This is a genomic window from Paenibacillus sp. FSL R7-0302 (genome assembly GCF_038006885.1).
Classification (GTDB): Bacteria; Bacillota; Bacilli; order Paenibacillales; family Paenibacillaceae; genus Paenibacillus_AQ.
Window position 1 is genome coordinate 5813929 of record NZ_JBBOWB010000001.1, and the last position, 23360, is coordinate 5837288.

Below are 23360 nucleotides of genomic sequence, written 5' to 3' on the forward strand. Positions count from 1 at the left end.
TATCCAAATCTCATCCGGCTGAGGATTTTAAATACTATAATCCATAAATGAGCAAATTCACTCCAGTAAACTGTAAAATGCAAAATAATAGAGACAAAGTGCTTTCCTTGTGTTAAAAAGTAGTCACCACAACACACTTTTTCACGAAGGGGAAATCACAATGTCTCATACCGATATCGTACCCGAACACTCTGCCATTCGCAACTATTTAACTCAGCAGCGCTTATCGTAGAGCCGGATGTCATACTCGAAGTCGAAGCCGTCGGCGTTCGCCGTCTCCCGAATCTCAAGCACATCATCCAGCCATGCCAAATATCCGTCCGAACCATTGCACCGGAATTGGGACGCCAGGGTCAACTCCGTGATCTCCGCATCCATCAGCTCCGCATAGTGTCGAATCTGCTCCTTGCTGCCCACATCATGCATAGCAATCTTCTGATATTCATCGATGAAGAATACCGAGAACCGGGAAGCGCGGATGATCTCCATCGTCTGATTGATCCCTTTATTTTTGAACAGACCGGACTTCTCATTTAAGCGGTGCGCCTCGTCCACAATCAGGCAATCGAATTCATCGGGTAATGCCTCATAATACACGCCTGAGCCCTTGAACAGGTTATCAATCACCGACTTCTTCACGTTCTGCTGAAGCTTCTTCATGTATACGGAACGCGGAGCGCTATTCTTGGTTACATATTGGCAGACGAGTTCCCGGGCGGTCAGTTCTACCAGAAGGTTAATGCCAAGCACCGACTTGCCTGTCCCCGGGCCGCCTTCGACAATCAGGACTTGCTTTTTTCCAGAATGAGCCTGCTTCGCTAATCTTAAAGCTTCCTCATAGACGACCTTCTGATCGTCAATCATAATGAATTCCTGGTTGCCCTGGAGCATACTGAGGAGTGAATCCTGCAACGATTTGGAGGGTTTAATTTTGCCATGCTCGATAAGGTACAGCGATTTGGTTCTATCGGTCTTTTTAATATAGGTGGTGATAAACCCTCTTAGCTTCAGCGCATCTCCCTTGGAGAAAATCGGTGCTTCCTCAATGTATGGATCATAGACTGGATGTAATAACGGATCGTTGTCGGTTTGAATGTAGTTATGTAAATAGGCGCAGGGATAGAGCTGCACAGCTTCGTTCTGCACGGCCTCATTATAATCATTGATCAGCCTGGCATAAGACCACGCTTGGTAAGATGGATGCGACGTTCTAGTCTTGGTCCGGTTAAAATAGGTTTGCACCAGTCCATCTGCATCCTCAACCGTCTCCACTTCCGTCCACTGCTTAAGCTCAATGATGACCACAGAGTATTGATCCTGTTCGTTCAGGCCTGTGATCATGAAGTCAACTCTTCTCGGGGTCGCTGGAATTCTATATTCAATCGCGATTCCTACGTCATCTGGAATGTCAGATGTGTTCAGTACTTTATATAGATAATTCATGGAATTGTTCCATGCGTTGATTTCGCCCATGGCGGCCCTGCCGATTTTTTGGACGTACTGGTTATGGATCTTTACCGCAATCGTATCCTCGGTCACATCATCCATAAATTGCTGCTTGGTCGATTCATAGATAATCATAGAGCTCTCCCCTATTCATTCCTGCTGTGTGCTTTTGCGTGAGCTTCCCTTGGAGCTGGATATGGGATATTTCTTCGCGTTTTTGTCTATCTTCTGGAGGATCGTATCCTTAACATCGATCTCCAGATCATGGGCAAGCGTTAGCGTGTAGATGAGAATATCCGCGATTTCGTCCTGCATGTCGGAGTAATGCTGCTCTATAGCCTGCTGACTGTTCTTCCATTGAAAAAGCTCCAGCAGCTCGCTAGACTCCAGCGTGATCGAGAGCGCCAGATCCTTGGGATCATGGAATTGCTTCCAGTCCCTGTCGTCACGGAATTGAATGATTCTCTGCATTAATTCGTCCATGTGTACCTCCGCCCAGTTGGTCAAATTCAATTTTCCACAATTTCTCTGTATGGAATAATGATAGCATAAATTAAGCAGAGAAAGGCTCCTGCTAGATCAGAATCCTTACATATGATGTATTTAACGATAGTTTTGGTATATAAATGACCTCAATAGGTTCCTGGGCTATTCAGCAATGGAGATCAGCGCCTCATTTAATCCTTGATCTGGTGCTCTGTAAGATAACGTTCCCTCTCCTAAGTGCGGCATATCCATCGCTGATTAATTTCCAAATAAAAGAGCTGCTTTCTCCACTGGAGTAAGCAGCTCTTTTATTTGGAAAAAAGTCGATTTCATTTCATTTTTATAGTGAAGATGCCTCAATTATTTGTTTAGCAACATTTAATGCGTCTTCAACCGTCCCGGTATATGTGGATACAGCTACACTGCGATCTTTCAAGAAGAAATGAACAACTTTTCTCGCTGTCCCGTCAACATAGACTGCCGGTTGACCGTTTAGTTCTGTATCCTGAACAGGTTCTTGGTAAAAATCTTTGATTTGTCCAATTGTTGTATTGGCATCCGTGTCAATTGGGTTTTGAAGGACTACGTATTCAGATCCATCCTGAGCTTGGTATGTTGCTTGGAAGCTCAATCCATTATTTAAATTTTTGGCATTTAAGCTTGTCTGTTTTAATGTAGGAGCAGAAATTGAGCTACTTATTGTTGCTTTACTAGAAGGACTTACAATAGTCTCAGGAAGAATGAGTTCTCCCTTCGGAATTTCCGATAGATCGACGCCTATTTGTTGGGCGTTTGGATCGGGAGCTATCTTTATTTCAGTTTGTGGTGCAACTACAGGAGTAGTCGCATCTTGCACTATATTCTCAACTGGAACTGTTGTGGTTACGTCTGAAGCATACGCCTGATATACTATGCCGCTACTAGTCAACACAAGTGCACTCGTTAAGGCAGCAATAATAATTTTCTTTTTCATAATTTCATCCTCCTTTAATAGATGTAACCGCTTTGTACAGTGGTGCTTGTATTCTTATACATAAGACGATATTGCAATGAGCTACCAGATTCGCTATATGATGTTTGATATGTCGTACTAAAGGGTGTATGAACAATCCAATTGTATTGCGTCTCAAAGATGGAGTAACTGTTCATGGTATTCCATGTGCCTGAACCCGCTACACCATCGGAAGTTAATCCTGTGGAATTTTGCATATTAATTAATCCGTTTCTTGTGCCTGCCCCAAAGTTTCCATCTATCGAGCCTACGGAAGATTGTTGCCCAAAGGAATAGAGATTGGCTTGCAGCCCCCTAACATAACCTCCAGATGCTCCTTGACTCAGCGTAGGCCAACCATTAAATCCAGCAGCAGCAGCCATTCCACTAACTAAAAGTGATCCTGTAAGTAAAAGAGAACCTATAGAAAGTATTTTTTTGTTTTTCATTAGATATTCCTCCTTTTAAATTTACAGTTACATACAGCTCACAGCGTATTTATCGCCCTCCCTTGAAAGAATATGGATATTCTTTCTCAACAGATATACAACAATTCCATTATACACCATTTATGTATATATAGATTGGGTCTATGGTGCCATTTTCAGTAGAATATGAGCGGAGTATCTAGGCTTCAGGTTGTTATATCATTTAGAGTTGAAAAAGGTTACTAAAGATAAATAGATTGTTTACATCTTCTGACAGCATTAAAAGCCCGCCGTTCGACAACTTTTGACATCCAGCGAACTATTTATCTATTTTCAGCAATGAATATAGCTCCAAAGTTGCAATCCTTAACCTTGGATACCGCTGTAACCGTACCAGCACCATGTAAAAATATTCGCGGAGAATTCATTACGGAGGTGACCCATCCCCACTGCACTTTGTTATACGATGGGTAGAGGGTAAACAGAAGCCTCTTATTCCTTCTATAGAAGCCTCCTTAGATCGTTTACCCGAGGAATAAAATTCTGCCTTCTACAGCGGAGTGCTTGTTTCATAAATTTACGGAGTCCTGCACGAATGTTAAAGACTATCGCTGGTATCGATTACTGGCTATTGATGGTTCAGATTTACATATCGCAACCGACGCAGTACTGTCTTATCCTTAAATTATCTTAATGACATTGACCCGAGGGGACGCATTCTTTTTCCTTTATCATTCAAAATAATTCTCCAGCTTACTTATTATTTCAGCAATGTTGGTTCACGCCATATCCTCCCTCATAAATAACAACAGCCCCCATCAACAGCGGGTTGTCGCTGTTGGTGGGGGCTATCCATAATCCAATCCCTTATCGCACCCGCACCCGAAACTGCGGCAGATAATCGGCATTCTGCTCCAGAATGTCGGCCAGCACTTCCTTGGCGAGGTGCTCGTCGCCTACGAGGGGGTGGATGGTGAGGGCTTGCAGGGCAGAGGCGTAATCTCCTCTGACGGCAGCCTCGATTGTTAGCTCCTCATACGCCTTCACGACCTGGAGCAGGCCCCGGATCTGGGGAGGGAGGGGCTTGGTGGGGGCGAGTGCGTGCGGGCCGTCGGATTTGATGACGCAGTTGATCTCAATGGAGACATCGGCGGGCAGCTCAGGAATGATCCCCTGATTTCGCACATTGACGGTCTGGATGTCGCCGGTGTCGTTATAGATCGACTTCATCAATTGAACGGCGGCTTCTGAATAGTAGGCGCCGCCGCGCTTCTCCAGTTGCGCCGGCTTGCTGTTGACTTCAGGCTGCTTGTAGATCTCGAACAGCTCGGCTTCGACTTCCTTCACGTCATCGGCGCGTGTCTTGCCGGTCTCCTGGTAATACTCGGAGATCTCCCGGTACATCTCTTCCTTCATATAATAGTAACGGTGATAAGGGCACGGCAGCGCACCCACGGACTGAATGAATTCGGAATCCCACTCCAGATCGGGGATGTTGGCCATAGATGGCCCCTTAGCTCCGGCCAGCTTGTTCAGGAAGTCCTCCGTCACATCTTCCCCCTGCATCATCACCCGGGTTGTCCAGTTGAGGTGATTGATGCCGACAATCTCAATGAACATCTCTGCTTGGGGAACTCCGTACAGCTCAGCGATTTGCATCTTGGTACTGATCGGCAGATTGCATAGCCCCACAGACTTGACCCGGGAATGCTTGGAGACTGCTTCCGTAATGATACCGGCCGGATTGGTGAAGTTAATCATGAACGCATCCGGAGCCAGCTCCTCGATATCCCGGCAGATGTCCAGAATGACCGGAATGGTGCGCAGCGCCTTGGCGAAGCCGCCCGCTCCGGTTGTCTCCTGGCCGATGAGATGATGGGCCAGCGGGATTCTCTCATCTCTGGAGCGTGCATCCAGCATGCCGACACGGATCTGTGTGGCCACGAAATCCGCACCGCGGATCGCTTCGCGCCGGTCCAGTGTGGTATGTAGCCGGATCGGCTTGCCGCTGGCATCGATCATCCGCTGCGCGAGTTCGCCAATAATGTTCAGCTTAGCCGCCCCTGCCTCAATATCGGCGAGATACAGCTCCGCAACCGGAAATTCATCATGATACCGGATCAGGCCCTCCACCAGCTCCGGCGTATAGGAGGAACCTCCTCCGATCACTGCAAGCTTCAAGTGCTTCTTCTTCATCTGTGATTTCCTCCGTCTCTCTTGAATTGCTCTAGTATTGCACTGGTTACAGGGATGCCAAGCCGATCCATCGCCAGCATCACGGCACCGAATACAGGCAGCAGCTCCGGAATGACCAGTGTGCAGCGGGGATGCTCCGCCCACACTGCCTCAAGCAGTGCATCCAGCAGCAGCGGACTTCTCCCTGATTGCAGGATACTCCCGGTCAGGACGACCGGCACCGCTTCGTCTTCGAAGCCGCCCAGCCTGCGGATGACAGCCGCCGCAGCGATCCCCAGCTCTCTGCCCATATCCGTAAGCAGCTGGCGGGAGAGCCAATCCCCCGCCGCTGCCGCTTCATGAACGACCAGTGATAGCTCCAGCGGTGCTGCTGTTATCTCATCGTCGAGGTAACGGTCCACCATCTCTTCGAAGCTTGTAAAACCCAGTCTCTGCGGTATCCGTTCCACCAGCTCGCTGTACGGCTCCCTTCCGTCCCAGCAGCGCACCGCTCTGCTGAACGCCTGTGCCGCAAGATAGAAGCCTCCGGCCCGGTCGCCGAACAGAGTATCGAAGCCGCCTATCTGCACTGTCTGCCCGAGCCGGTTGCGGCCGGCCGCGTTCGTATTGCTTCCGCAGACAAGCACCACTCCTGTGTTATCCGGGCTCCCGGCACGAAGCCCCTCGAACGTATCGCAGACGATATCCCAGCTCCGCAGCTCCAATTGACTGCTGATCTCAGGATATAGCTTGTCCATATCCGGCCTGCGGTCAGCGCCCGCAAGACCGAACTGCACATGATCGAGCTGGCCGATGCCTACCCCTGCCTTCGCAAGTGCACCGAACAGCGCTCCGCGAATGTTGAGCACCGCCGCCCGGACTCCAATGATCTGATGGTTACCGCAGCCGGTCACTGCCGACCCCAGAATCCTGCCGTTATGATCGGCGATAACAGCGATGGTCTTACTTCCGCCGCCGTCTACACCTGCTAGATACATAGCTTCCACTCCTGATTGGTCCATTGTTATTTAAATAGTCATAATTGCAGACATTGTTCCTACAAACGTCCTCTCTTTGTTACGCTGATATTGCACGTACAGCTTTCCTTCAGCTTGAAATCCCAGTTGTTACACAGTGGTTTCTCCGGCTCTTGTTCCGTGATATAATATAACAAATTGCCATCGGAGGACACTTGTAATGACAAAGAGAACAAATAATACATTATATTTCAATATTAAAGAACAACTGCTTAAGCAGATTCAATCCGGACACTATGCCGTTGGAGAGAAGCTTCCCACCGAAGCTGAACTATGCGAGATGTTCTCCGCCAGCCGGACCACCATCCGCCTCGCGCTTAGCGAGCTTGAGATGCAGGATATTCTGGAGCGGCACCAGGGCAAGGGTACCTTCGTCAAGCGGAAGGAGCTCCAGCTTAACCAGAAGCGAAGCTTCACCGAGGATGTGCTGATGAGCGGCAAGGAGCCCACCAGCAAGATCATCGAAGCCAAGGTGACGCCTGCGGAGATCCCGCTCAATGAATTCCTGAATATTCCTATAAAAGCTCCGGTAAACCAGTTATTGCGGCTCCGCTACGCCGATCATGAACCGCTCCTGTACGAAACCACTTATATCGCCTGGGATCTGGCCCCGGGGCTCATCAATGATTATAAGGACGGCTCGCTCTTCTCCTTCCTGGAGTCAGAATACAACCTGAAGGCCCACCGCTCTGTGGAGCAGCTGAAGCCGGTCCTCGCGGACAAAACCGCCAGCAAACTGCTGGGCGTCAAAGAAGGCTCCCCTTGCCTGCAAGTGAGAACTTTTACTTATCTGGCTGACGGCTCGCCGCTGGAGTACAGCTTCGGCGTATTCCGGGGGGACTTCCCCAGCTATACGATTGAGCGACAGTTTGGATGAAGCAGGGCCGGAGGGGCATTTGCGCAGAGAGCATACGGAGCACCCCTGCATGGGGCGCTCCGGCTCCGTTACCTCCAGTTCAGTTAACCCTATTACTCTTTAATGATCTCGAAATATCTCCCCAGCCAGTAGGGCAGTGTGAATACTGAACCGGCCTCAATGCTGCCCGAACGGTAGTTATACCCCGGATTGGCACCGGTCGTCTGGCTGTCATTCTCGAACGGATTCGAGTTATGCTTAATGATCCGCCGTTCGTCCGGGGCCAGTGCATAATTGGTCTGTTTATAATCATCGCGGTCACCCGGTTCAATATAGAGGACATCCTGGCGGTCCCATTGCACCGGGAATTCAATCTGGAATTCCGGGAAGCGGTACAGGAAGCGGACAGCCGACTGCAGATCGACATCGGTCTTGTCCGGGTGCGCTAGCTGGTAGAGGAAGGTGTAGAAGGGATTCTCCTCCCGCACCTCATTGGAGTACCACTGGTCATAGGCGGCTACAATCTGCGCATGTCTGTCTGCATCCTGCTCAAGAGTCACCAGGATGAATACCGGGAACCAGCCCAGCTCCTCATCCGAATAATTGATGTATTGGGTCCAGTCATTATGCAGCGTAGCATTGGTGTTGGTGCCAGCGCCTGCATTGTCCATCGTTACCGGCTGGTTATCGTTCTCGCTGTATGCATTGGTCGCCTGGCGGACGAGCCTGCGCTCAATATATTCCTGCGCCATCGCCATATAGCCCTTGCCGTTGATGTATGGCTCTTCCTTGCTGTAGCTGCCTTCAAAAGCCTGCTCATACGCCAGCTCATACTTGGCTGAATCAGCCGGATAGCTCGCTGCGACAATATAGCTTGCCGATTTCAGCGCAGCCATAACCTGGAGTGCGTTGAGCGGGCCGTCCTCGTACCCATAGGACAGCGCATCATCCCCTTTTTCGTCAACGCCGATCTTGGACTTCCACTGTTCCTGCTTTTCCATGGTCCCAACGCTGTCGTTAAAGTATTTGGCGAACCATCTGGACCACTGTGTCGATTTGCCGGTAGCGTCCTCAATGTAATAATGGTCGTCCTTCAGGATCAGCTCGGTCATGCGGTGAGTCGTTTCTTCAATGAGGGCTTTCAGCTCAAGCAGCTCAGGATCGGTGCTGTCCCCGATCAGATATTTATAGGCGGTATAGAACATGGCATAATGGCCATCTACCTCATCTGCCGATGTATCGGCCTTATACACAATCTGGTTCATGTCGATATGGCCGTCCACAATGGCGCTCTCCGGGAACAGATCATTGAAGAATGACGGAATCTGCTCATATACGGGAGCTGTCAGCTGGAACAGCGGCTTATTATGAAGGCCTGTTGTTTTGTCCTCCTTGGCGTCATTATTGTTCGTGGCGGCCGTAATGACTGGCAGCACCTGATACACTGCGCCGGTTACGGACGTTCCAACCCGGGTCTTGATATCAATCCCCAGCTTCTGGCCTTCGGGACGCGTCAGATTCAGCTCGTCAATGGCGGCTTGGCTGAGGCCAAGTCCATTGTAGTTCAGCACATCCGTGCCTCCGCTCGGGAACAGGGTGGAGCCTTTTTTGTTCTCTGCGTCTTTGGTTACCCTGACCATGGAATAGCCGATCGGCGCTACTCCGTCGTCACGCTGCATGCTTGGAATGATTCCATTCGGGTTAACCATGTCCGGCCCGACGAAGTTCTGGAACCAGAAGCCGTTCTGGGACTGGTAGCCGTAGACTGAATTATCCACTGTAGCCGCACTGGCTTCACTGGTCAGCATATAGGAGCGTGCCGGGAAGCCGTTGCCGCGGCCGGAGACATAATCGAGCAGCAGTACGGCCTTGGTCGCTCTAAGCGCTGCGGCTCTGGCTGCGGCAATCTCTGCCTGCTCCCCGGAAGCCGGGCTCGTTCCGTACTGCTCCTGCAATGCCTTGTAGCGGAAGATTTCGCCCATCGCGTACATCGCGGTCCATAGACCGTCATTATCGCTGGTGGTAGGCGTGGATGTGAATACGCCAGTCGCGGAGTTGTAATTGACCGCATCCAGCTTGCTGTCCGTCTCTGTGAAGGTAAAGCCTGCGCCATGAACCATGCCGCGCCGATCCAGGATCGACTGCACGAGATCCTCATAGATAAACGATTTGTCATGCAGCGTCTTCTCCGGCATTGCAATATGCGTGACACCGCTCGCCGTACGGACCCAAATGCCATTCTTCCCGTCACTGGCCAGTCCCGTCACATGATCGTCTCCGCCATACAGATACCTCGGTCCGGCCATATACTGAACAATATCCTTAGTGTCGCTTGCGCTGAAGTCCACCCGCTGTAAGCCGGTCTCCGTTCCAATCCAGTAGACTCCCCCGTCCAGAACCACACTGGTTACATCGCCAATGACCGAGAGCGGCAGGAATTTGAGTGCTGAAGCATCGGTGACCCATTCAATGGTGCCCGGGATAGAAGCCGATCCCGCTTTGTAATAGGTCATTTCTTTGGTCTGCACAGCCTCCAGCTGAACCGGAGAGTACGCCGAGCCAGGCAGCTTCTCCGCAAGCACGGGCGCCGCCGGCAATACGAACAACGTTAAGGCAAGCAGTCCACCCGTGATCTTCATGCCCGTTCTTTTCATCTTGTCCATGGTAAGCTCCCCTTTCCTTATTGGTAGATATGCGATACGCCGGTTCTTGTGATCACCAGTACCCCAGTATTTTCATCCGGCAAAAGCAGCAGCACCTTATCATCGTACAATTGCTTGCCTTGAGCGTTATAACTGGTCATTTCATTCGTGGCGAGATTAATTTTGGTGACTCCGCTGTCTGTTCCGATCCATAAATAAGTCCGGGTCTTATCTAAGACAGAGGTGTTAATCCCCCGCATCGAAGCGAATATGGAAGGCTTGATATTAAATTCATAGTTAACAAAGGTTACAGCGTTCACAAGGTCCGGCATGACGACATCCTTGTTAGCGATCGGAGGATTGTAGGAAGGGTCCTGAAGGAAGGTCAGGTATTGCTTGGCCAACCCTTCTGCTCCTGTGGAGCTGAACGTGCTTAATGCTTCCGCATAGGTATACAGCTCGGCAGCCTTGGGCTCTGGTGTTGCTGTTGCTGTTGGCGTCGGTGTTGGCGTTGGCGTTGGCGTTGGTGTCGGCGTTGGTGTCGGTGTCGGCGTTGGTGTCGGCGTTGGTTTTGGCGTCGGTGTTGGTGTCGGGTTCCCCGTACCCGGGCTTGAGGTTGGATTCGGAGTTGAGGTTGGAGCTGGAATGGGGCTTCCTGTGCCGCCGCTTGAACCCGATCCTCCCGGGTTGCCGGCCGCAGGATTGATGAGATGACCTGATGCGTCGTAATCTTGCCCGCCTATCGTTACCTTAGCAGCATTGACCGTCAGCTTGTCCGGCTTGACCGCGAAAGACACGCCTTCTCCATTGACCACCGCTTCGGCGATTGTCCCTTCGCCGGTTACGGCTGCGCCACTGTTCAAGATCATTTTCTTAACAATACTGCCTTTGTTCAACTTAATCGCCGATCCGCCTGCCTTAAGTGAAACGTTGAAGCTGCCAATCTGGCCGCTCTCCAGCGTGAAGCCCGCCGGTGCAGCCACGTTCAATTCATTAACATCCCCCGACACCGAGACAGCATCGGAAGCCCGCGTAAGCAAGTTCATGGTACTTATCGGCTGGCCGGATTCATTAACAATTCTGGCGCCCGAGGTTACATCTATCTTCCCGGCAGTGGTCTTCCCCTTGAGGATTACTCTTACCGGAGAAGCAGGCTTGCTGATAACAATGCTGCCCACTTGACTGTCTGTCAGCGTAATGCTGTTCACACCGCCGCCGTTGATGTAGACGACGCCTCCAACCGCTGCGTTATTGAGGCTCAGATTCCCTTCGCCAACGCCGGGTGTAATATATACATTCCCTGAGAGCTTCAGACCGGATAACGTACCTCCCGCTGTGTTAACGATCAGGTTGCTGCCGGAGATGCCTGAATGCTCTCCCCCGTCTGCCACCAGGCGGCCCATGGCATTGTTCATCATCTTCACGGCCTCGGCCCGCGTTAATGCCTTCTTCGGCTGGAATGCGCCTTGCGGTGTGCCCGCTACATAACCGGCTTCCTTCATCGCATAGACCGCTTCCTTGGACCAGCCGGCAATGAGGGCATCATCCGTGAACGGGGCATATGTCTGTCCTGAGGCAGCAACATGGAATACTCTGCTGAGCATCAGCGCCGCCTGCTCACGGGTCAGGATCTCCAGCGGCTGGATCTTCCCTCCGCCATCACCGATAAGAGCACCAGCTGCGACCGCCTTGCTGATGTCAGAGGCGTACCAGGCCGTCTTAGGAACATCGCTGAAGCTCTGGACGCTCTCCTCACTGAAATTAAAGATCCGGTTAATCAAGGCGGCGAATTCTGTTTTGCGGATTCCCTCATTCGGCAGCACGAGACCATCCGGATTCCCCTTCAGCAGCCCCATCTCCTTCCACGAGGCGATTTCCTCAGCGGCCCATGCAGGAATCTTCTCGGTGGTCTCTGCCGATACCGTGGACACACCTGTCAATGCCACGGACGACACGACGGCAAATACTCCGAGCATCTGCTTCCATCTGAACTTCATATGCATTCCTCCTCAAAGTGTAATCGTTAACGCGATAAATCCGGCTCCGGAGCCATCCTAACCAATGTCACCTCCATGTCATGTTATTAATGTTGTTGTAGTAACATTTACACACATTCTATTTTTAATCATAACAAATTGTCAACACATTTATGAAATGGTGATCTGCAGCCGCACCTATTTTCCACTTCCTCCCATAACATCGTATATTTCCTTGTGATATCAACGTTGTTTACGCTTACAAAATTTTACGCAGGAAGTGTTCTATCCTACTTCACTTTCGGTTAAAAATGAATTTCCTCTGTCTTTTTGCCTAAAAAAACAATTGACAGGTCCTTGGCTATACTTAATAATGAAAACTATATTGTTACTACAAATTACTTATTTCGCACAAATCTTAGACCAAATCGGGAATACCTCACTCTATTGAGTTAAGTAATATTACATACGGGAGTGTGAATGCGAAAGGAAAAGCAGGAAGAAGAGGGAATCGCGTAGTCGCATCAGCTTATTGGCCCATACAAATCGAAGGAGCGATGAACGAATGAACAAAAGGAATATTGCACTGGTCTCAACGATGCTGGTTACCGCCTTGACGGGCTGCTCTTCTGCAGCCTCTAATGACAGCTCAGCCAATAACGGCGGGTCCGGTGCTAAACAGGAAACCCTCCGGATTGCTATGGGCTCGCCCGGCGAAGGCTTGATCAAGGTCTGGGAGACAATCGGCAAGGAGTTCGAGGCACAGCATCAGGGGATTAAGGTGGAGTTCAACTACCAGGACGATGATACGTATCAGACGATCGGATTGCCCAATCTGCTAAGCGGCAAGAACGCTCCTGACCTGTACTTCGAATGGGCCGGACAGCGTCTGCAGACCCGAGTCACGGATGGTTATGCCGCAGATATTACCGGACAGCTTGAGAGCTCAGGACTGAAGGATATGTTCGCCGAAGGTACCTTCAATGGGATGGTGATCGACGGCAAGACGTATATGGTTCCCACTGCGGGCGATGTGACGAACGTAATCTTTTACAATAAAAAGATGTTCAGTGATCTGGGCCTTCAGCCGCCAGCCACCTGGGAGGACTTCCTGAAGGTATGCGAGACCATTAAGCAGGCAGGCATCACTCCGCTCGTCATCGGCAACTCCGATCTGTGGACAGCAGGCAACTGGGTCGCCCATATCCTCTCACGGGTTGCGGGCGAGGATGCCTACAGTGAGGCCATGCAGCTCAAGCAACCGTTCAATTCCCCTGATTTCGTCAAAGCCTATGGTTACGTGAAGGAGCTCTGGGATAAGGGCTATATTAATGAGAACATTAGTGCCGCAAGCGACAGTGAAGCGGATATGCTGTTCCTGAACGGCAGCGGTGCCATGCATCCGATCGGCAGCTGGCTGGCTGCGACCGCTGTGGAAGAAACGCCCGACCTTGAGCTAGGCTACTTCAATACACCGGCCATGCCGGACGGCAAGGGCAATCAGGAGAGCGTAATCGGCGTGTTGAACGGAATGGTGGTCAATAAGAACTCCAAGCTGATCGACGAAGCCATTGAATTCATGAAGCTCTACAGCTCCCCCGAATCCTCGAAGAAGCTCTCAGACGCCGGGGCTGTGCCGATTACCAAGGACGGGATCGACAAGGAGACCATGCTTCCGCTCTCGCTGGAGTTGAACGATCTGATGGAGAATGCCCCGGTGCTTGTGTCGCCGCCCGATACCGGCTATTCCATTGAGGTCGCCAACGCGCTTAATATGGCCACCTCTAAGGTTATCGGAGGCGCTGAGTCCCCTGAAGCTGCTCTGGCTGAGCTGGAGACCACCATCGCCCCTCTGAAAAAATAACGGTGAAGCCGCCCGCAAGGCGGCTTCATCCCGAGAACGGAAATTATGTACTACCTTGTACATCAAGAATTGGAGGTGGCCCCATGTCCGGCCGAAGCAATAAGCTCTCTCCCTACCTGTTCATCTCTCCCGCCCTCCTGCTGTTTGGCTTCGTTGTTCTGGTCCCCGTGCTGATGACCTTCGTCTTCAGCTTCTACGACTGGAACGGGATCGGCACGATGCATTTCACCGGCTTCGACAATTATATCCGCGCTTTTCAGGACCAGATCTACATTAACTCCTACGGACACACGCTTATCTATATTGTTGCTACGGTCCTGGTTGAGGTCATTGCCGGACTCGGACTCGCAGGCTTAATCACGATGGGCCGCAAGGGCAGCGGACTCTTCCGGCTCGCCTTCTTCGTACCCGTCATGCTGCCGATGATTGTCGTCTCCTACCTGTGGAAGTTCGTCTATAATTCCGATTTTGGCCTCATTAATATCCTGCTGGAGAAGATCGGCCTGGAGAGCTGGACCCGTGTCTGGCTGGGCAACCCCGATACCGCGCTGTATGCCATCTGTATCGTCTCCGGCTGGGTGTATGCAGGCTTTTATATGACCATCTTCTATTCCGGAATCCAGCGCATCTCCAAAGAAGTCTACGAATCGGCCTATCTGGACGGCGCAGGGGAAGCACAGATCTTCTTCAAGATCAAAGTCCCTATGATCCGCAATCTGGTGGAGACAGGCATCATGCTGTGTGTGCTCACCGGCTTCCAGTCCTTCGATCTGTTCTATGTCATGACTAACGGCGGACCGTACAATTCAACCGAGATCGTGACCACCTATCTGGTCAAGGTCGTCTTTACCCATATGAGCATCGGCTACGGCTCCGCGCTGGCCGTCATCATGACGATTGTAATCGCGGTGATCGGGCTTGTAGCCGGCAAAATGAAGAAGAAGGACGCCGGTGTACTGGAGTATTAGCGGGGAACCCGGAACATGTAAACTGTGACATTATGTGAAAGTGAGGTGTATCCCTTGACGACCACGGCCCTGGATATCAAGAAAAAATCCTATAACAGCGGGGAAGCCGCCCGCCGCAGACCGCTCCCGCATATCCTGTATTATCTGTTCATGATCGTCATTTCCTGCTTCTATGCCTACCCGATTCTCTGGCTTATTCTCTCTTCCTTCCGGGAGAACCGGGAGATTTTCTCCTCTCCGTTCGCGCTGCCGGAACAGATTCATCTGCAGAACTGGTCCAAAGCCTGGACGGTCGGCAATATGAGCACCTACGCCAGCAACAGTGTAATTGTCACCTCGGTCACCGTTGCGGGCATTCTGCTCTTCGCCAGCCTTGCAGCCTTCTCCTTCAGCAAGCTGCGCTTCCGCGGCAGCAGCCTGCTGATGCTGCTGTTCGTCTTCGGACTGTTCATGCCGCTGCAATCCTTTTTCATTGCGCAGAGCTATATTTTTGAGCAACTGAATCTGAAGGATTCTTATATGGGGTTAATTCTCCCTTATATCGGTACCGGACTTCCGCTGGCCATCTTCCTGCTTAAGGCGTATTTGGACTCGATCCCGAAGGAGCTGCTGGAGGCTGCCCGGATTGACGGCTGCGGCGACTGGCGGATGTACGGCAGAATCATTCTTCCGCTGCTTATTCCGAATATGGCTACTGTGGGGATCTTCTCTGCGCTGAATGCCTGGAATGAGCTGCTACTGGCCATGCTGTACATCCAGGACGACTCCCTGAAGACGATTCCGGTAGGTCTGCTGGCCTTCTCCAGCCGCTATATGACCGACTATAAGCTGCTGTTCTCCGCACTGGCGATGATTACGCTCCCGATGATTATCGTCTACCTCTTCTTCCACCGCTATATCGTAGCCGGCTTGACCGAAGGGGCGCTGAAATAAGCGGCTACATAAGCGGCTACATAAATTGAACTAATGGTTTTTATGTTTTAGGAGTAGCCGTGACTCCAGAGAAGTTTTGGACTTCCGGCCGCTGTTGTCTGCAGATTTCTTGACTGTATACCGCTGTTCGCGGTGGAAATCCGCAGACAAAGGCGGACGCTACCGCTCCTCCAGTTCCAAAATTCCCCTCCATCACTTTTCCTTTAACTTTAATATTTTAGTTCAATCTATATAGGCAGTAAAATCATTCACAATAACAACAAATAGCCCCTTCAGCAGATATAACCGGAATTCATGAGCTCATGAGATTCCAAGTCTATGCTGCCCGAAGGGGCTATCTTGCGCTAATGGATCTGGTGATTAACTCCCCTCCTCCCTTAGAACCCGCAGCACCCGGCTTCTGGCTCTGGAGATATATTGGCGCACATGGTGGGGCGGGAGGTTCAGGAGCTCACCGATCTGCGGATCGCGCAGCTCCAGCTTGTATTTGAAGTACAATAGACTACGGTCGCGTTCCGACAGTTGCAGCATGGCTCTCTCTAGCGCTCCTACTGCTTCAGCCTGGATGTAGTTCTCTTCTGTAGCGGCTGCGGGATCAGGGATTTGCTCCGCTACATCGTTGTTCAAGCCGGTATAGACCTTTCTGGAACGGCGGGTGCGCCTTCGGATATGGTCATAACAATAATGCTTAATGGTGTTGACGACATAAGTGGTAACTTTGCAGCCGTTCAAGGTGCGTAACAAGGCGGTCTTGGGAATCAGCCGGATGAAAGCTTCTTGAATGACATCCTCAATGACCTCCTGATCCTTAAGGATGGTATAAGCTTTCTTCCTCATTAACGGATAGTGGCTATCGTATAGATCCTTCAGGAATGTTGTATCATCATCGGGTTCACGGGTATGCAGAACGCGAAGCGAAATTGGTAACCCCTCCTCATATCATCCCCCTATAGGCACTGCTATCTACGAGCCCGCGGGAACCCTGCCCCCGTTCTTAGCAGCACCACCGTAACTATCGCCGTTGCCCCCAGCAGCATGAGATTCCAGCGGTCCAAAATCCTGTAGAACAGATCCGGTGACAGGTAGGCTCCATTCTGATATAGTGCCTCGTCAATAAGCCGTGCGAAGGTATGTGTCCCCTGGTTCAGGGTCCAATGCTGCTGACGTACCGCCGCGCGAAAAGGCTTATTTGCCCGAATCGCCGCGTCCAATACAGCCTCTAAGCGGTCTATTTTAATATAGTAATACTCCTCGCCCAGTCCAGGGCTTGCCGCCTCTGCCGTCTTGAACGGCCGGACATACCGCCACCCCTTCCCATACGTAGGATAGCTGGTATACCCGTACCCTAACTCATAGAATGAAGACCCCTGTGTATCCTCCGGAATTGCCTCAATCATCGTCCCTTTGGGGATTTCCAAGGCGACAGCTGTTTCGTCAGTTGGAATCTCAGTATAATACTTCAGAGACACAGGCGCTTCTATACGGTGTGTTAATGAATATTCAGGCTCTCCAGATATGCCGGGAAAATAAGAGCTATACGCGCCCAGATCCATCTGCTCCAGCGGAGTGCCTTGCTGATAGGGACTGGCTGGTACCGCAGCTGAGAAGTCTTTGCGTAACTGGTGATTGTGATACCATGCGGCCCCTGTCCGGTAGACAATAACACACAAGAGGATAATGACCGTCAACACGGTGCACCACCACAGGAATGGCTTAGAGACTGAGGGAACAGACATGTCATTATCCTCCTTATGGGTACTGTATAACTAGTTAGTCTTGACGGTGAAGCCGGCATGCTCCGCATAATAAATCGGGGTGGAATACATGATCTTAGCAGGCCCGCTCGTAGGATTGCTTCTGGCTGTTACAATGCCATGCAGCTTGTTCGCACTTCCATCCTTCATATATACCGGTCCTCCGCTGTCTCCCCCGGCAACGGCATCGGTACCGGATGAGTTCTGCATCAGAGACTGATACAGGCCGTTCACGCGATAGGTATTGAACAGGCCATCGGAGTAGACGACGTTAATGCTCGCTTGCGACACCGTCCCCCATGAATATCCGGTCGTTGCTCCGTATTTGTAGATCGTGGTTCCCACAGGAACCGATGAATAGGTCCCGGTTATGGATACACTTCCATACACTTTGTTCGTCGCCGTATCGCTTCCGGTTAACTTCACCATCGCGAAGTCGCCCAGGGAATCAACGCCAGTCGCACCGACGGCTTGATTCGCACGCTGATAAGCGACCTGTCCTATCCGGGTCCCTGAATACTGAATATAAGGATATCTCGGAGAGAAGAAGCCCACCTTCTCATTGCTGTGTCCAGCCGTCAGAATGGCATTACTGCCGCCATAGGTTCCTCCAATACCGACGCTTAATCCCGCGCCATTGTCTTCATTGGTAATCCGGTCTCCTCCCCATAATTGGGCGGTACTCGTATTAGACGTTCCTGGCTCGATACGGACAGGCAAGCTCTCTGTTGTCTTTTGGAGAGTCTGGGGCTGCTCACTCATAAGCTTATTGTAGTCTTCTTCAATCACTGAGACAAAGAACACATTAGCCTTCCGGTCCACACCGTAGCTTCCGATGCTATAATTCTGCTCCTCCAGCTGTTTCACGACTTGATCTAGACTATTCAAATAATCCAGCGAGTATGAAGCGCTTTCAAATATAACATGATCACTATCCTGTGCACGCTTCATATACTCTTCTTTCAGCTCTTCGGAAGGATCTACTAACATAATCACCAGTTTATCGCCGCTGACATATTCCCCTGCATAATGTTCGGGATACACCGGTGTACCTAGTTCATCTTTATCGAAACTGTCCCAGAGATTCTGATAGGCTCGAAGGGCCGGCTCCTGCAATTCCATCGCTTGTATAATAGCTTTCGGTACAGTATGGGTCAAGTCAGCATTTCGATCAGCACTAGAAGCAGCGACACTCATTGGAATCATTAATAATACGAGCATGAGGCCTAGAAAATAGCGGAAGTTCTTTTTCAACAAACTCATCCTCTCTTCATAAGTTTTGCCCTTCAATACAGTGATGCGCATCCTCCCTTCGGTTATCAGTAATAGCGTTATTCGTCGAAATGGCTCATGCTGTCTATTACTATACGACGCATTAGTCGACTAAATGTAACACATTTTTGAATAATTTTACTTTTAATAATTAAAATCGCCATCCTCCGGCTCCCCCACCGTAAGCCTTGAACCTTCCAATCCATGCATCCCACTGGCTCTGCTCCATCTGGGCATAGAACAATAACCCGCTAGGTTCAACGGAGGCCGTTATGAAACTCTCATCCGCTTCCTGCCCGAACCAATAGGGAATTCCGTCTGTATAGCCCATCCAACCTGGCATAGACTCATATATATCAGCAACCTTCGTCCATATCTCATCCGGCAGATGTGCCCAGATATTCAGGTTACAGTTATGGGTGTCCATTCTGTTCAACTCCTTCCTCTTCAGCATTTCAACCTATGATTCTCTTGGAATACACCATAAGCTTATATAAGTTGTTGTCTGACTCCACACTATTGTCCTTTGCTGCCTCTGACACGATCTCATGGATTTCTTCGCCTTTCACTACATCCACATATTGCAACAGCACCTTACTTAGGTGATTAACCTTCTCCAGTACACATCGGAAAGGCAGCTCCTTCCCTTCATATAACGACACTACCGAGACCTGGATCGCAGGAATTCGATAGTCCCCCCAAGTAAACTTCATTTCCATCCTATCAATAAAAAACGAATATAATCAAATCCATCCTTCCTTCAGATAACCGTTGCTTCAGTCTTATTCCAGGTGGCAACAGAAAAAACCTCTCCATCAAGAGAGGGCATTCCAAACTTCCTATTCGCTTCCCGTTTCAAGCTATTCCCTTACTCCTTCCCACCCTTAAGCCCTGCTTCCGCCCACTCCGCTACCCTCCGGCTGCTCTCTTCGTCGGACAAGTCCTCAATCCGGGTCATCACTGACCATCTGACGCCGAAGGGGTCCAGGATGCTTCCGAATCTATCGCCTGAAACGAAGCTTGCCACCGGCTCTCTAACCGTTGCTCCTCTTGCTGCCGCATTGTCTACGACCTGATCGACATTCATTACGTAGATTCCCAGAGAATAACATGCATTGTCACCCTCTGGCGGCAGGACCAGGTGATATGCCGGATTCGCTGCCCCCAGCTGTAAGCGGCCATTGCCGAAATCCAGTTCCGCATGAGCAATAATAGCCTCCCCGTTAGCACCGGGATATTCCGTAATATAGTTGACCTTCGCACCGAAAACAGCTGTATAGAACTCTATCGCCTCAGAAGGATGATTTACTGCTATGAATGGGGTAATGGTTGTGAATCCGTTGGGTCTCCCCTTATCCGTATATTGGCCCGATACTCCCATATGCTCTTTGCTTGTCATTAAGTTATGCCTCCTTTAGTTCATCAACTCATAGAAATACTTCGCTTCCTGGGTCTTGTAGAGACTATACCAGGCCTTCAATTTGTCTGGGGCCATTACATCCATGGCTTTCAAGACATGCACAGTGAATTCCAACGGAGCAATGCCGGAGGCGGTGATCAGCTTGCCATCCGTTACAGCAGACTGCATCTGGTAAAAGTCCCCGCCGGTATACGCAGGACAGACCATCCGGAGATACTCCAGGTCATTGCTTGTATGCGGGCGTGAATTCAGCAGGCCGGCCTGGGCCAGTCCCATGGTGGCTCCGCAGATGGCTGCAACTAATATACCCTCCTGTATACATCGCTCAGCGAGCCCTAGGATAGGCTTGTGGATGGCTTCGGTCCATGTATTCCCGCCGGGCAGAATCAAGGCATCTGCGCTTGTCATGCTGCACTCATCCACCGTGATGTCAGGCATGATTGTCAGCCCGCCCATTGTAGTGACAAGCGTCTTCTCATTGGCAACAGTAACTATTGCAGACGGGGCCACCCCCTCCTTATAGTACCTTCCCGAATTCAGTTCAGCCGTTAAGTATCCAATCTCCCAATCGGCCATGGTGTCGAACACATATAGATATACGGTATGTTTCATGTGTAGCTCCTCTCTCTATGACTATCTCTATAATAAAATAGCTTCACTGACAACTGCTGTCAGTGAAGCTATGTAAGCTGAACATATTTCCTTTCCATCCTATCAATAAAAAACAGCTATAATCAACAGTTCCATTCCCGCCTATGAACAGCTATGCTATCTTACCTTTATGCATTTATATTGTATTGGCAAGGAGGAACTGGCAATGACTACGCACAACAATCTGGAAGAGTACCGTGATCCGGTCAACTATGATCTGGAGTTCGGCGGGGAGATACGAAAATATCAGTTCTATCTGGAGTGGGCTAAAGCGGCTGCTGGCGAGGTCTTGGAACTGGCTTGCGGAACCGGATTGACGACTCTGCCGCTGGCTCAAGCGGGAATCGCAATGACTGGCGTTGATATTGCTTCCTCCATGCTGGCTTATGCGCGGATGAAGGCCGGGAACTTGCCCGTAGAGTTCATCGAAGCCGATGCGCGAACCTTCCGCTCCGATAAGCGGTTTGCCATGATTTATTTAACGGGGAATGCGTTTCAGGCTTTTGTGAGTGATGAGGATCAGGCTGCCTTGCTCCGTACCGTCTACCATCATCTGGAGCCCGGAGGACGACTGATCTTCGAGACGCGCAATCCCGCAGGAACTGACCTGTCTGATGAAGGGGAGACGGCTTGGGGGCAATTCATCGATTCAGACGGCAACGTAGTCAAGGTATCGGGCACACAGACCTACGATGCGGAACGTTCCACTATGCACTGGGTAACCTTTCGCGATTGGGGCTATAAGCGGACGGAGTCGCGGATCGACTGTCGGTTTACAACACACGCTGCGCTGACAGAGTTACTGACCCGTAACGGATTTCGTATCGAGCACCAGTATGCGGACTGGGATCGAACACCGTTCACCCCCTCCTCCCCACTCCTTATCAGCGTATGTAAGAAATTGTAAGCTTCAATCTGTTCTTTTTGCCATAATTAAGCTCATGATCTGCTCCATCTCCCCTTGGTTCAAGACGGAATACCAGCGGGTCGTTGTGTTATCCTTAGAGCCGGTTCAGCAGGCCGCTAAGATGATCATCACCCTTAATCTTGAATTCGCTCTCCGCATCATTTCCGGGCAGGAATGTCAGTGTAGTAATCTCCTTGTCAGGTAAGACTGTAACCACCTGCCCTAACGTTGTTGTTACGGGATTGAGCCAGATCCGAATGGTGGTACCATAATTTTGGATCAACAGGAAGATAGGAATGGCTGCTAATAGAATTCTCAGTGTTAAAAAAACCTTCCGGTTACGCATAAAGGTCACCCTCCTTGTTTACACCGTCACCCCCGGTAATACTCCGCCAAATCCGCCGCAACCGCAGCGGCCCTGTCTTTGAGGCTCTGCGGCCCGGTGATCTGAATGGACTTTCCATATGATAAAAGGAAGTGCGGAACGAAATGCTGTACAGCCCATTCTTCGAGCATGAAAATAGCTTGGCCAGGGGTTCGCTCCTGCAGATGATGGGCGAAATACCAATGAAGACAGAGGTCGTCCAGGGCCTCCGCCCGACCCGCGATGACTACGGTGGTTAACGTCCCCTTGCCTGGCAGATCAGGCAGCATCTTCTGCAGGAAGAAGTCACGGGCCGAGAAGGCTTCGGGGCGCTTGAAGTGTCCCGGTGCCGGCTGGATGGTGAGCATCCGGTCAGCCCGGAAGCTGCGGATCTCCTGCTTCAGATGGCAAAAGCCTACGGTGTACCATTTGTTGTTCCAGTACACGACGCCATAGGGGTCAATTGTTCTGCGCTTGGCCTGTTCCTCCCGCCCGGTGCGGTAGTCGGTCTCTACCGGGTATTCCCTTGCTATGGCTTGCTCTAATTCCGCGAGCACAGATTGAACCGCAGGCGGTGCCTTGCGCCCGGCCACCTCAAATCCCGCTAACTGACGGCTGAGCATGTGCTCCTGCTCCGGGTTGGAATACATCCTCAACTTCGAGGCAGCATGGTCTAAAGCCTCACTCCCCGGGTATCCGGCTTCCTTGGCGAACTCAGCGGCATGAAGCAGCGCTTTTTTCTCCTCCAGGTCGAACAACAGCGGGGCTTTAATGAAATGGTTCAGCAGGCGGTAGCCGCCATTATGGCCGGAGTCTGCGATAATCGGCACCCCGCTGGCACAGAGGGCGTCGATATAGCGGTACACGGTGCGGATATTAAGCTCCAACCGTTCGGCGATCTGCCCCGCTGTCAGCTTGGCGCCGGTATTCAGCATCCATAGGATGGCTAGAAGATTATCTTTTTTGGGCATATTGGAAGTCCTCGTTCATCTTGATATCGTTCTGACATTCACCCCCAAGTATATCATAAGCTGGTGAATCCCTCGGGCGTCTTATTTCCTTTCTAAGGGCAAAAGCATTGTTGCACATTTTGCAGGATTTTTCTATAGCTATCACTAGCTGCGGGTATAATGTTGCATGTTTTGCACAAATTCCGGTGCAGAGAGCAAGTTATCGCTGACTTTGTTGCA

General features: G+C 50.8%; 22 protein-coding genes. 5 read left to right on the plus strand and 17 right to left on the minus strand.

The annotated features are described in order from the left end of the window. Positions 1-213: 213 nt before the first annotated feature. From MKY96_RS25065 to MKY96_RS25090, 6 genes are all read right to left on the minus strand, one after another. Entirely contained in the window at positions 214-1581 is a 1368-nt protein-coding gene (locus MKY96_RS25065; protein ID WP_340944221.1) for a DNA/RNA helicase domain-containing protein, read from the minus strand. 15 nt (positions 1582-1596) lie between these two features. Further along, complete coding sequence (locus tag MKY96_RS25070) at positions 1597-1929, minus strand: nucleotide pyrophosphohydrolase (protein WP_340944223.1); 333 nt, start codon at positions 1927-1929, stop codon at positions 1597-1599. Positions 1930-2272: 343 nt separating this feature from the next. Next, complete coding sequence (locus tag MKY96_RS25075; RefSeq protein WP_340944225.1) at positions 2273-2905, minus strand: hypothetical protein; 633 nt, start codon at positions 2903-2905, stop codon at positions 2273-2275. Between the two features lie 14 nt (positions 2906-2919). Next, a complete protein-coding gene (locus MKY96_RS25080) occupies positions 2920-3372 on the minus strand; it encodes a peptidoglycan-binding domain-containing protein (RefSeq protein WP_340944226.1) in 453 nt (150 codons plus the stop codon). Positions 3373-4218: 846 nt separating this feature from the next. After that, positions 4219-5547 carry a 6-phospho-beta-glucosidase gene (locus MKY96_RS25085; protein ID WP_340944228.1) on the minus strand — a complete coding sequence of 443 codons (1329 nt, stop codon included), beginning with the start codon at positions 5545-5547 and terminating at the stop codon, positions 4219-4221. Beyond that, a complete protein-coding gene (locus MKY96_RS25090; protein WP_340944229.1) occupies positions 5544-6524 on the minus strand; it encodes a BadF/BadG/BcrA/BcrD ATPase family protein in 981 nt (326 codons plus the stop codon). Before MKY96_RS25090 ends, MKY96_RS25085 begins: the two co-directional genes overlap by 4 nt. Before the next feature lie 199 nt (positions 6525-6723). On the opposite strand from MKY96_RS25090, the gene MKY96_RS25095 reads away from it, so the two are divergent. After that, positions 6724-7440: a GntR family transcriptional regulator gene (locus MKY96_RS25095; RefSeq protein ID WP_340756997.1), complete on the plus strand. Its 717-nt coding sequence runs from the start codon at positions 6724-6726 to the stop codon at positions 7438-7440. A gap of 92 nt (positions 7441-7532) precedes the next feature. Here the strand turns inward: MKY96_RS25095 and MKY96_RS25100 are convergent, their stop codons facing one another. Both MKY96_RS25100 and MKY96_RS25105 read right to left on the minus strand, forming a co-directional pair. Then, positions 7533-10082, minus strand: coding sequence for a hypothetical protein (locus tag MKY96_RS25100; protein ID WP_340944232.1), 2550 nt, complete (start codon positions 10080-10082; stop codon positions 7533-7535). A 17-nt stretch (positions 10083-10099) separates the two neighbouring features. After that, the gene (locus MKY96_RS25105; protein ID WP_340944235.1) at positions 10100-12058 is read right to left on the minus strand and encodes an S-layer homology domain-containing protein; all 1959 of its coding nucleotides are present in this window, start codon (positions 12056-12058) and stop codon (positions 10100-10102) included. Positions 12059-12602: 544 nt separating this feature from the next. Here MKY96_RS25105 and MKY96_RS25110 point away from each other — a divergent pair. The 3 genes from MKY96_RS25110 (at position 12603) to MKY96_RS25120 (ending at position 15802) form a co-directional block, all read left to right on the plus strand. Then, positions 12603-13901 (plus strand): ABC transporter substrate-binding protein, encoded by a 1299-nt coding sequence (locus tag MKY96_RS25110; RefSeq protein WP_340944236.1) that lies wholly within the window; start codon positions 12603-12605, stop codon positions 13899-13901. Positions 13902-13984: 83 nt separating this feature from the next. Further along, the gene (locus MKY96_RS25115; protein WP_340944237.1) at positions 13985-14869 is read left to right on the plus strand and encodes a carbohydrate ABC transporter permease; all 885 of its coding nucleotides are present in this window, start codon (positions 13985-13987) and stop codon (positions 14867-14869) included. A 54-nt stretch (positions 14870-14923) separates the two neighbouring features. Next, positions 14924-15802: a carbohydrate ABC transporter permease gene (locus MKY96_RS25120; RefSeq protein WP_340944238.1), complete on the plus strand. Its 879-nt coding sequence runs from the start codon at positions 14924-14926 to the stop codon at positions 15800-15802. 360 nt (positions 15803-16162) lie between these two features. Here MKY96_RS25120 and MKY96_RS25125 read toward each other — a convergent pair whose 3' ends face one another. The 7 genes from MKY96_RS25125 to MKY96_RS25155 form a co-directional block, all read right to left on the minus strand. Beyond that, positions 16163-16723 carry an RNA polymerase sigma factor gene (locus MKY96_RS25125; protein WP_340944775.1) on the minus strand — a complete coding sequence of 187 codons (561 nt, stop codon included), beginning with the start codon at positions 16721-16723 and terminating at the stop codon, positions 16163-16165. Between the two features lie 38 nt (positions 16724-16761). Next, complete coding sequence (locus MKY96_RS25130) at positions 16762-17538, minus strand: hypothetical protein (RefSeq protein WP_340944239.1); 777 nt, start codon at positions 17536-17538, stop codon at positions 16762-16764. Between the two features lie 30 nt (positions 17539-17568). Next, positions 17569-18600, minus strand: a complete 1032-nt coding sequence (locus MKY96_RS25135) for a trypsin-like serine protease (RefSeq protein ID WP_340944241.1) — start codon at positions 18598-18600, stop codon at positions 17569-17571. A gap of 379 nt (positions 18601-18979) precedes the next feature. After that, positions 18980-19255 (minus strand): hypothetical protein, encoded by a 276-nt coding sequence (locus MKY96_RS25140; RefSeq protein WP_340944243.1) that lies wholly within the window; start codon positions 19253-19255, stop codon positions 18980-18982. Positions 19256-19283: 28 nt separating this feature from the next. Further along, positions 19284-19547: a hypothetical protein gene (locus MKY96_RS25145; protein ID WP_340944244.1), complete on the minus strand. Its 264-nt coding sequence runs from the start codon at positions 19545-19547 to the stop codon at positions 19284-19286. Between the two features lie 149 nt (positions 19548-19696). Further along, positions 19697-20227, minus strand: a complete 531-nt coding sequence (locus MKY96_RS25150; RefSeq protein ID WP_340944246.1) for a VOC family protein — start codon at positions 20225-20227, stop codon at positions 19697-19699. 15 nt (positions 20228-20242) lie between these two features. After that, positions 20243-20860 carry a type 1 glutamine amidotransferase family protein gene (locus MKY96_RS25155; RefSeq protein WP_340944247.1) on the minus strand — a complete coding sequence of 206 codons (618 nt, stop codon included), beginning with the start codon at positions 20858-20860 and terminating at the stop codon, positions 20243-20245. A 205-nt stretch (positions 20861-21065) separates the two neighbouring features. Between MKY96_RS25155 and MKY96_RS25160 the strand changes: the two genes are divergently transcribed. Then, positions 21066-21806, plus strand: coding sequence for a class I SAM-dependent methyltransferase (locus tag MKY96_RS25160; protein ID WP_340944248.1), 741 nt, complete (start codon positions 21066-21068; stop codon positions 21804-21806). A 94-nt stretch (positions 21807-21900) separates the two neighbouring features. Here the strand turns inward: MKY96_RS25160 and MKY96_RS25165 are convergent, their stop codons facing one another. Together MKY96_RS25165 and MKY96_RS25170 are read right to left on the minus strand one after the other, a co-directional pair. Further along, positions 21901-22152, minus strand: a complete 252-nt coding sequence (locus tag MKY96_RS25165) for a hypothetical protein (protein WP_340944249.1) — start codon at positions 22150-22152, stop codon at positions 21901-21903. A 26-nt stretch (positions 22153-22178) separates the two neighbouring features. Beyond that, positions 22179-23141, minus strand: a complete 963-nt coding sequence (locus tag MKY96_RS25170; protein ID WP_340944250.1) for a helix-turn-helix transcriptional regulator — start codon at positions 23139-23141, stop codon at positions 22179-22181. Positions 23142-23360 lie beyond the last annotated feature (219 nt).

Coding starts and splice junctions, on each gene's coding strand:
- MKY96_RS25140 (WP_340944243.1), bottom strand. CDS start 19,255: ATGGACACCCATAACTGTAACCTGAATATCTGGGCACATCTGCCGGAT.
- MKY96_RS25130 (WP_340944239.1), bottom strand. CDS start 17,538: ATGTCTGTTCCCTCAGTCTCTAAGCCATTCCTGTGGTGGTGCACCGTG.
- MKY96_RS25075 (WP_340944225.1), bottom strand. CDS start 2,905: ATGAAAAAGAAAATTATTATTGCTGCCTTAACGAGTGCACTTGTGTTG.
- MKY96_RS25070 (WP_340944223.1), bottom strand. CDS start 1,929: ATGGACGAATTAATGCAGAGAATCATTCAATTCCGTGACGACAGGGAC.
- MKY96_RS25115 (WP_340944237.1), top strand. CDS start 13,985: ATGTCCGGCCGAAGCAATAAGCTCTCTCCCTACCTGTTCATCTCTCCC.
- MKY96_RS25090 (WP_340944229.1), bottom strand. CDS start 6,524: ATGTATCTAGCAGGTGTAGACGGCGGCGGAAGTAAGACCATCGCTGTT.
- MKY96_RS25150 (WP_340944246.1), bottom strand. CDS start 20,227: ATGACAAGCAAAGAGCATATGGGAGTATCGGGCCAATATACGGATAAG.
- MKY96_RS25065 (WP_340944221.1), bottom strand. CDS start 1,581: ATGATTATCTATGAATCGACCAAGCAGCAATTTATGGATGATGTGACC.
- MKY96_RS25105 (WP_340944235.1), bottom strand. CDS start 12,058: ATGAAGTTCAGATGGAAGCAGATGCTCGGAGTATTTGCCGTCGTGTCG.
- MKY96_RS25085 (WP_340944228.1), bottom strand. CDS start 5,547: ATGAAGAAGAAGCACTTGAAGCTTGCAGTGATCGGAGGAGGTTCCTCC.
- MKY96_RS25155 (WP_340944247.1), bottom strand. CDS start 20,860: ATGAAACATACCGTATATCTATATGTGTTCGACACCATGGCCGATTGG.
- MKY96_RS25170 (WP_340944250.1), bottom strand. CDS start 23,141: ATGCCCAAAAAAGATAATCTTCTAGCCATCCTATGGATGCTGAATACC.
- MKY96_RS25160 (WP_340944248.1), top strand. CDS start 21,066: ATGACTACGCACAACAATCTGGAAGAGTACCGTGATCCGGTCAACTAT.
- MKY96_RS25145 (WP_340944244.1), bottom strand. CDS start 19,547: ATGGAAATGAAGTTTACTTGGGGGGACTATCGAATTCCTGCGATCCAG.
- MKY96_RS25100 (WP_340944232.1), bottom strand. CDS start 10,082: ATGGACAAGATGAAAAGAACGGGCATGAAGATCACGGGTGGACTGCTT.
- MKY96_RS25165 (WP_340944249.1), bottom strand. CDS start 22,152: ATGCGTAACCGGAAGGTTTTTTTAACACTGAGAATTCTATTAGCAGCC.
- MKY96_RS25080 (WP_340944226.1), bottom strand. CDS start 3,372: ATGAAAAACAAAAAAATACTTTCTATAGGTTCTCTTTTACTTACAGGA.
- MKY96_RS25095 (WP_340756997.1), top strand. CDS start 6,724: ATGACAAAGAGAACAAATAATACATTATATTTCAATATTAAAGAACAA.
- MKY96_RS25110 (WP_340944236.1), top strand. CDS start 12,603: ATGAACAAAAGGAATATTGCACTGGTCTCAACGATGCTGGTTACCGCC.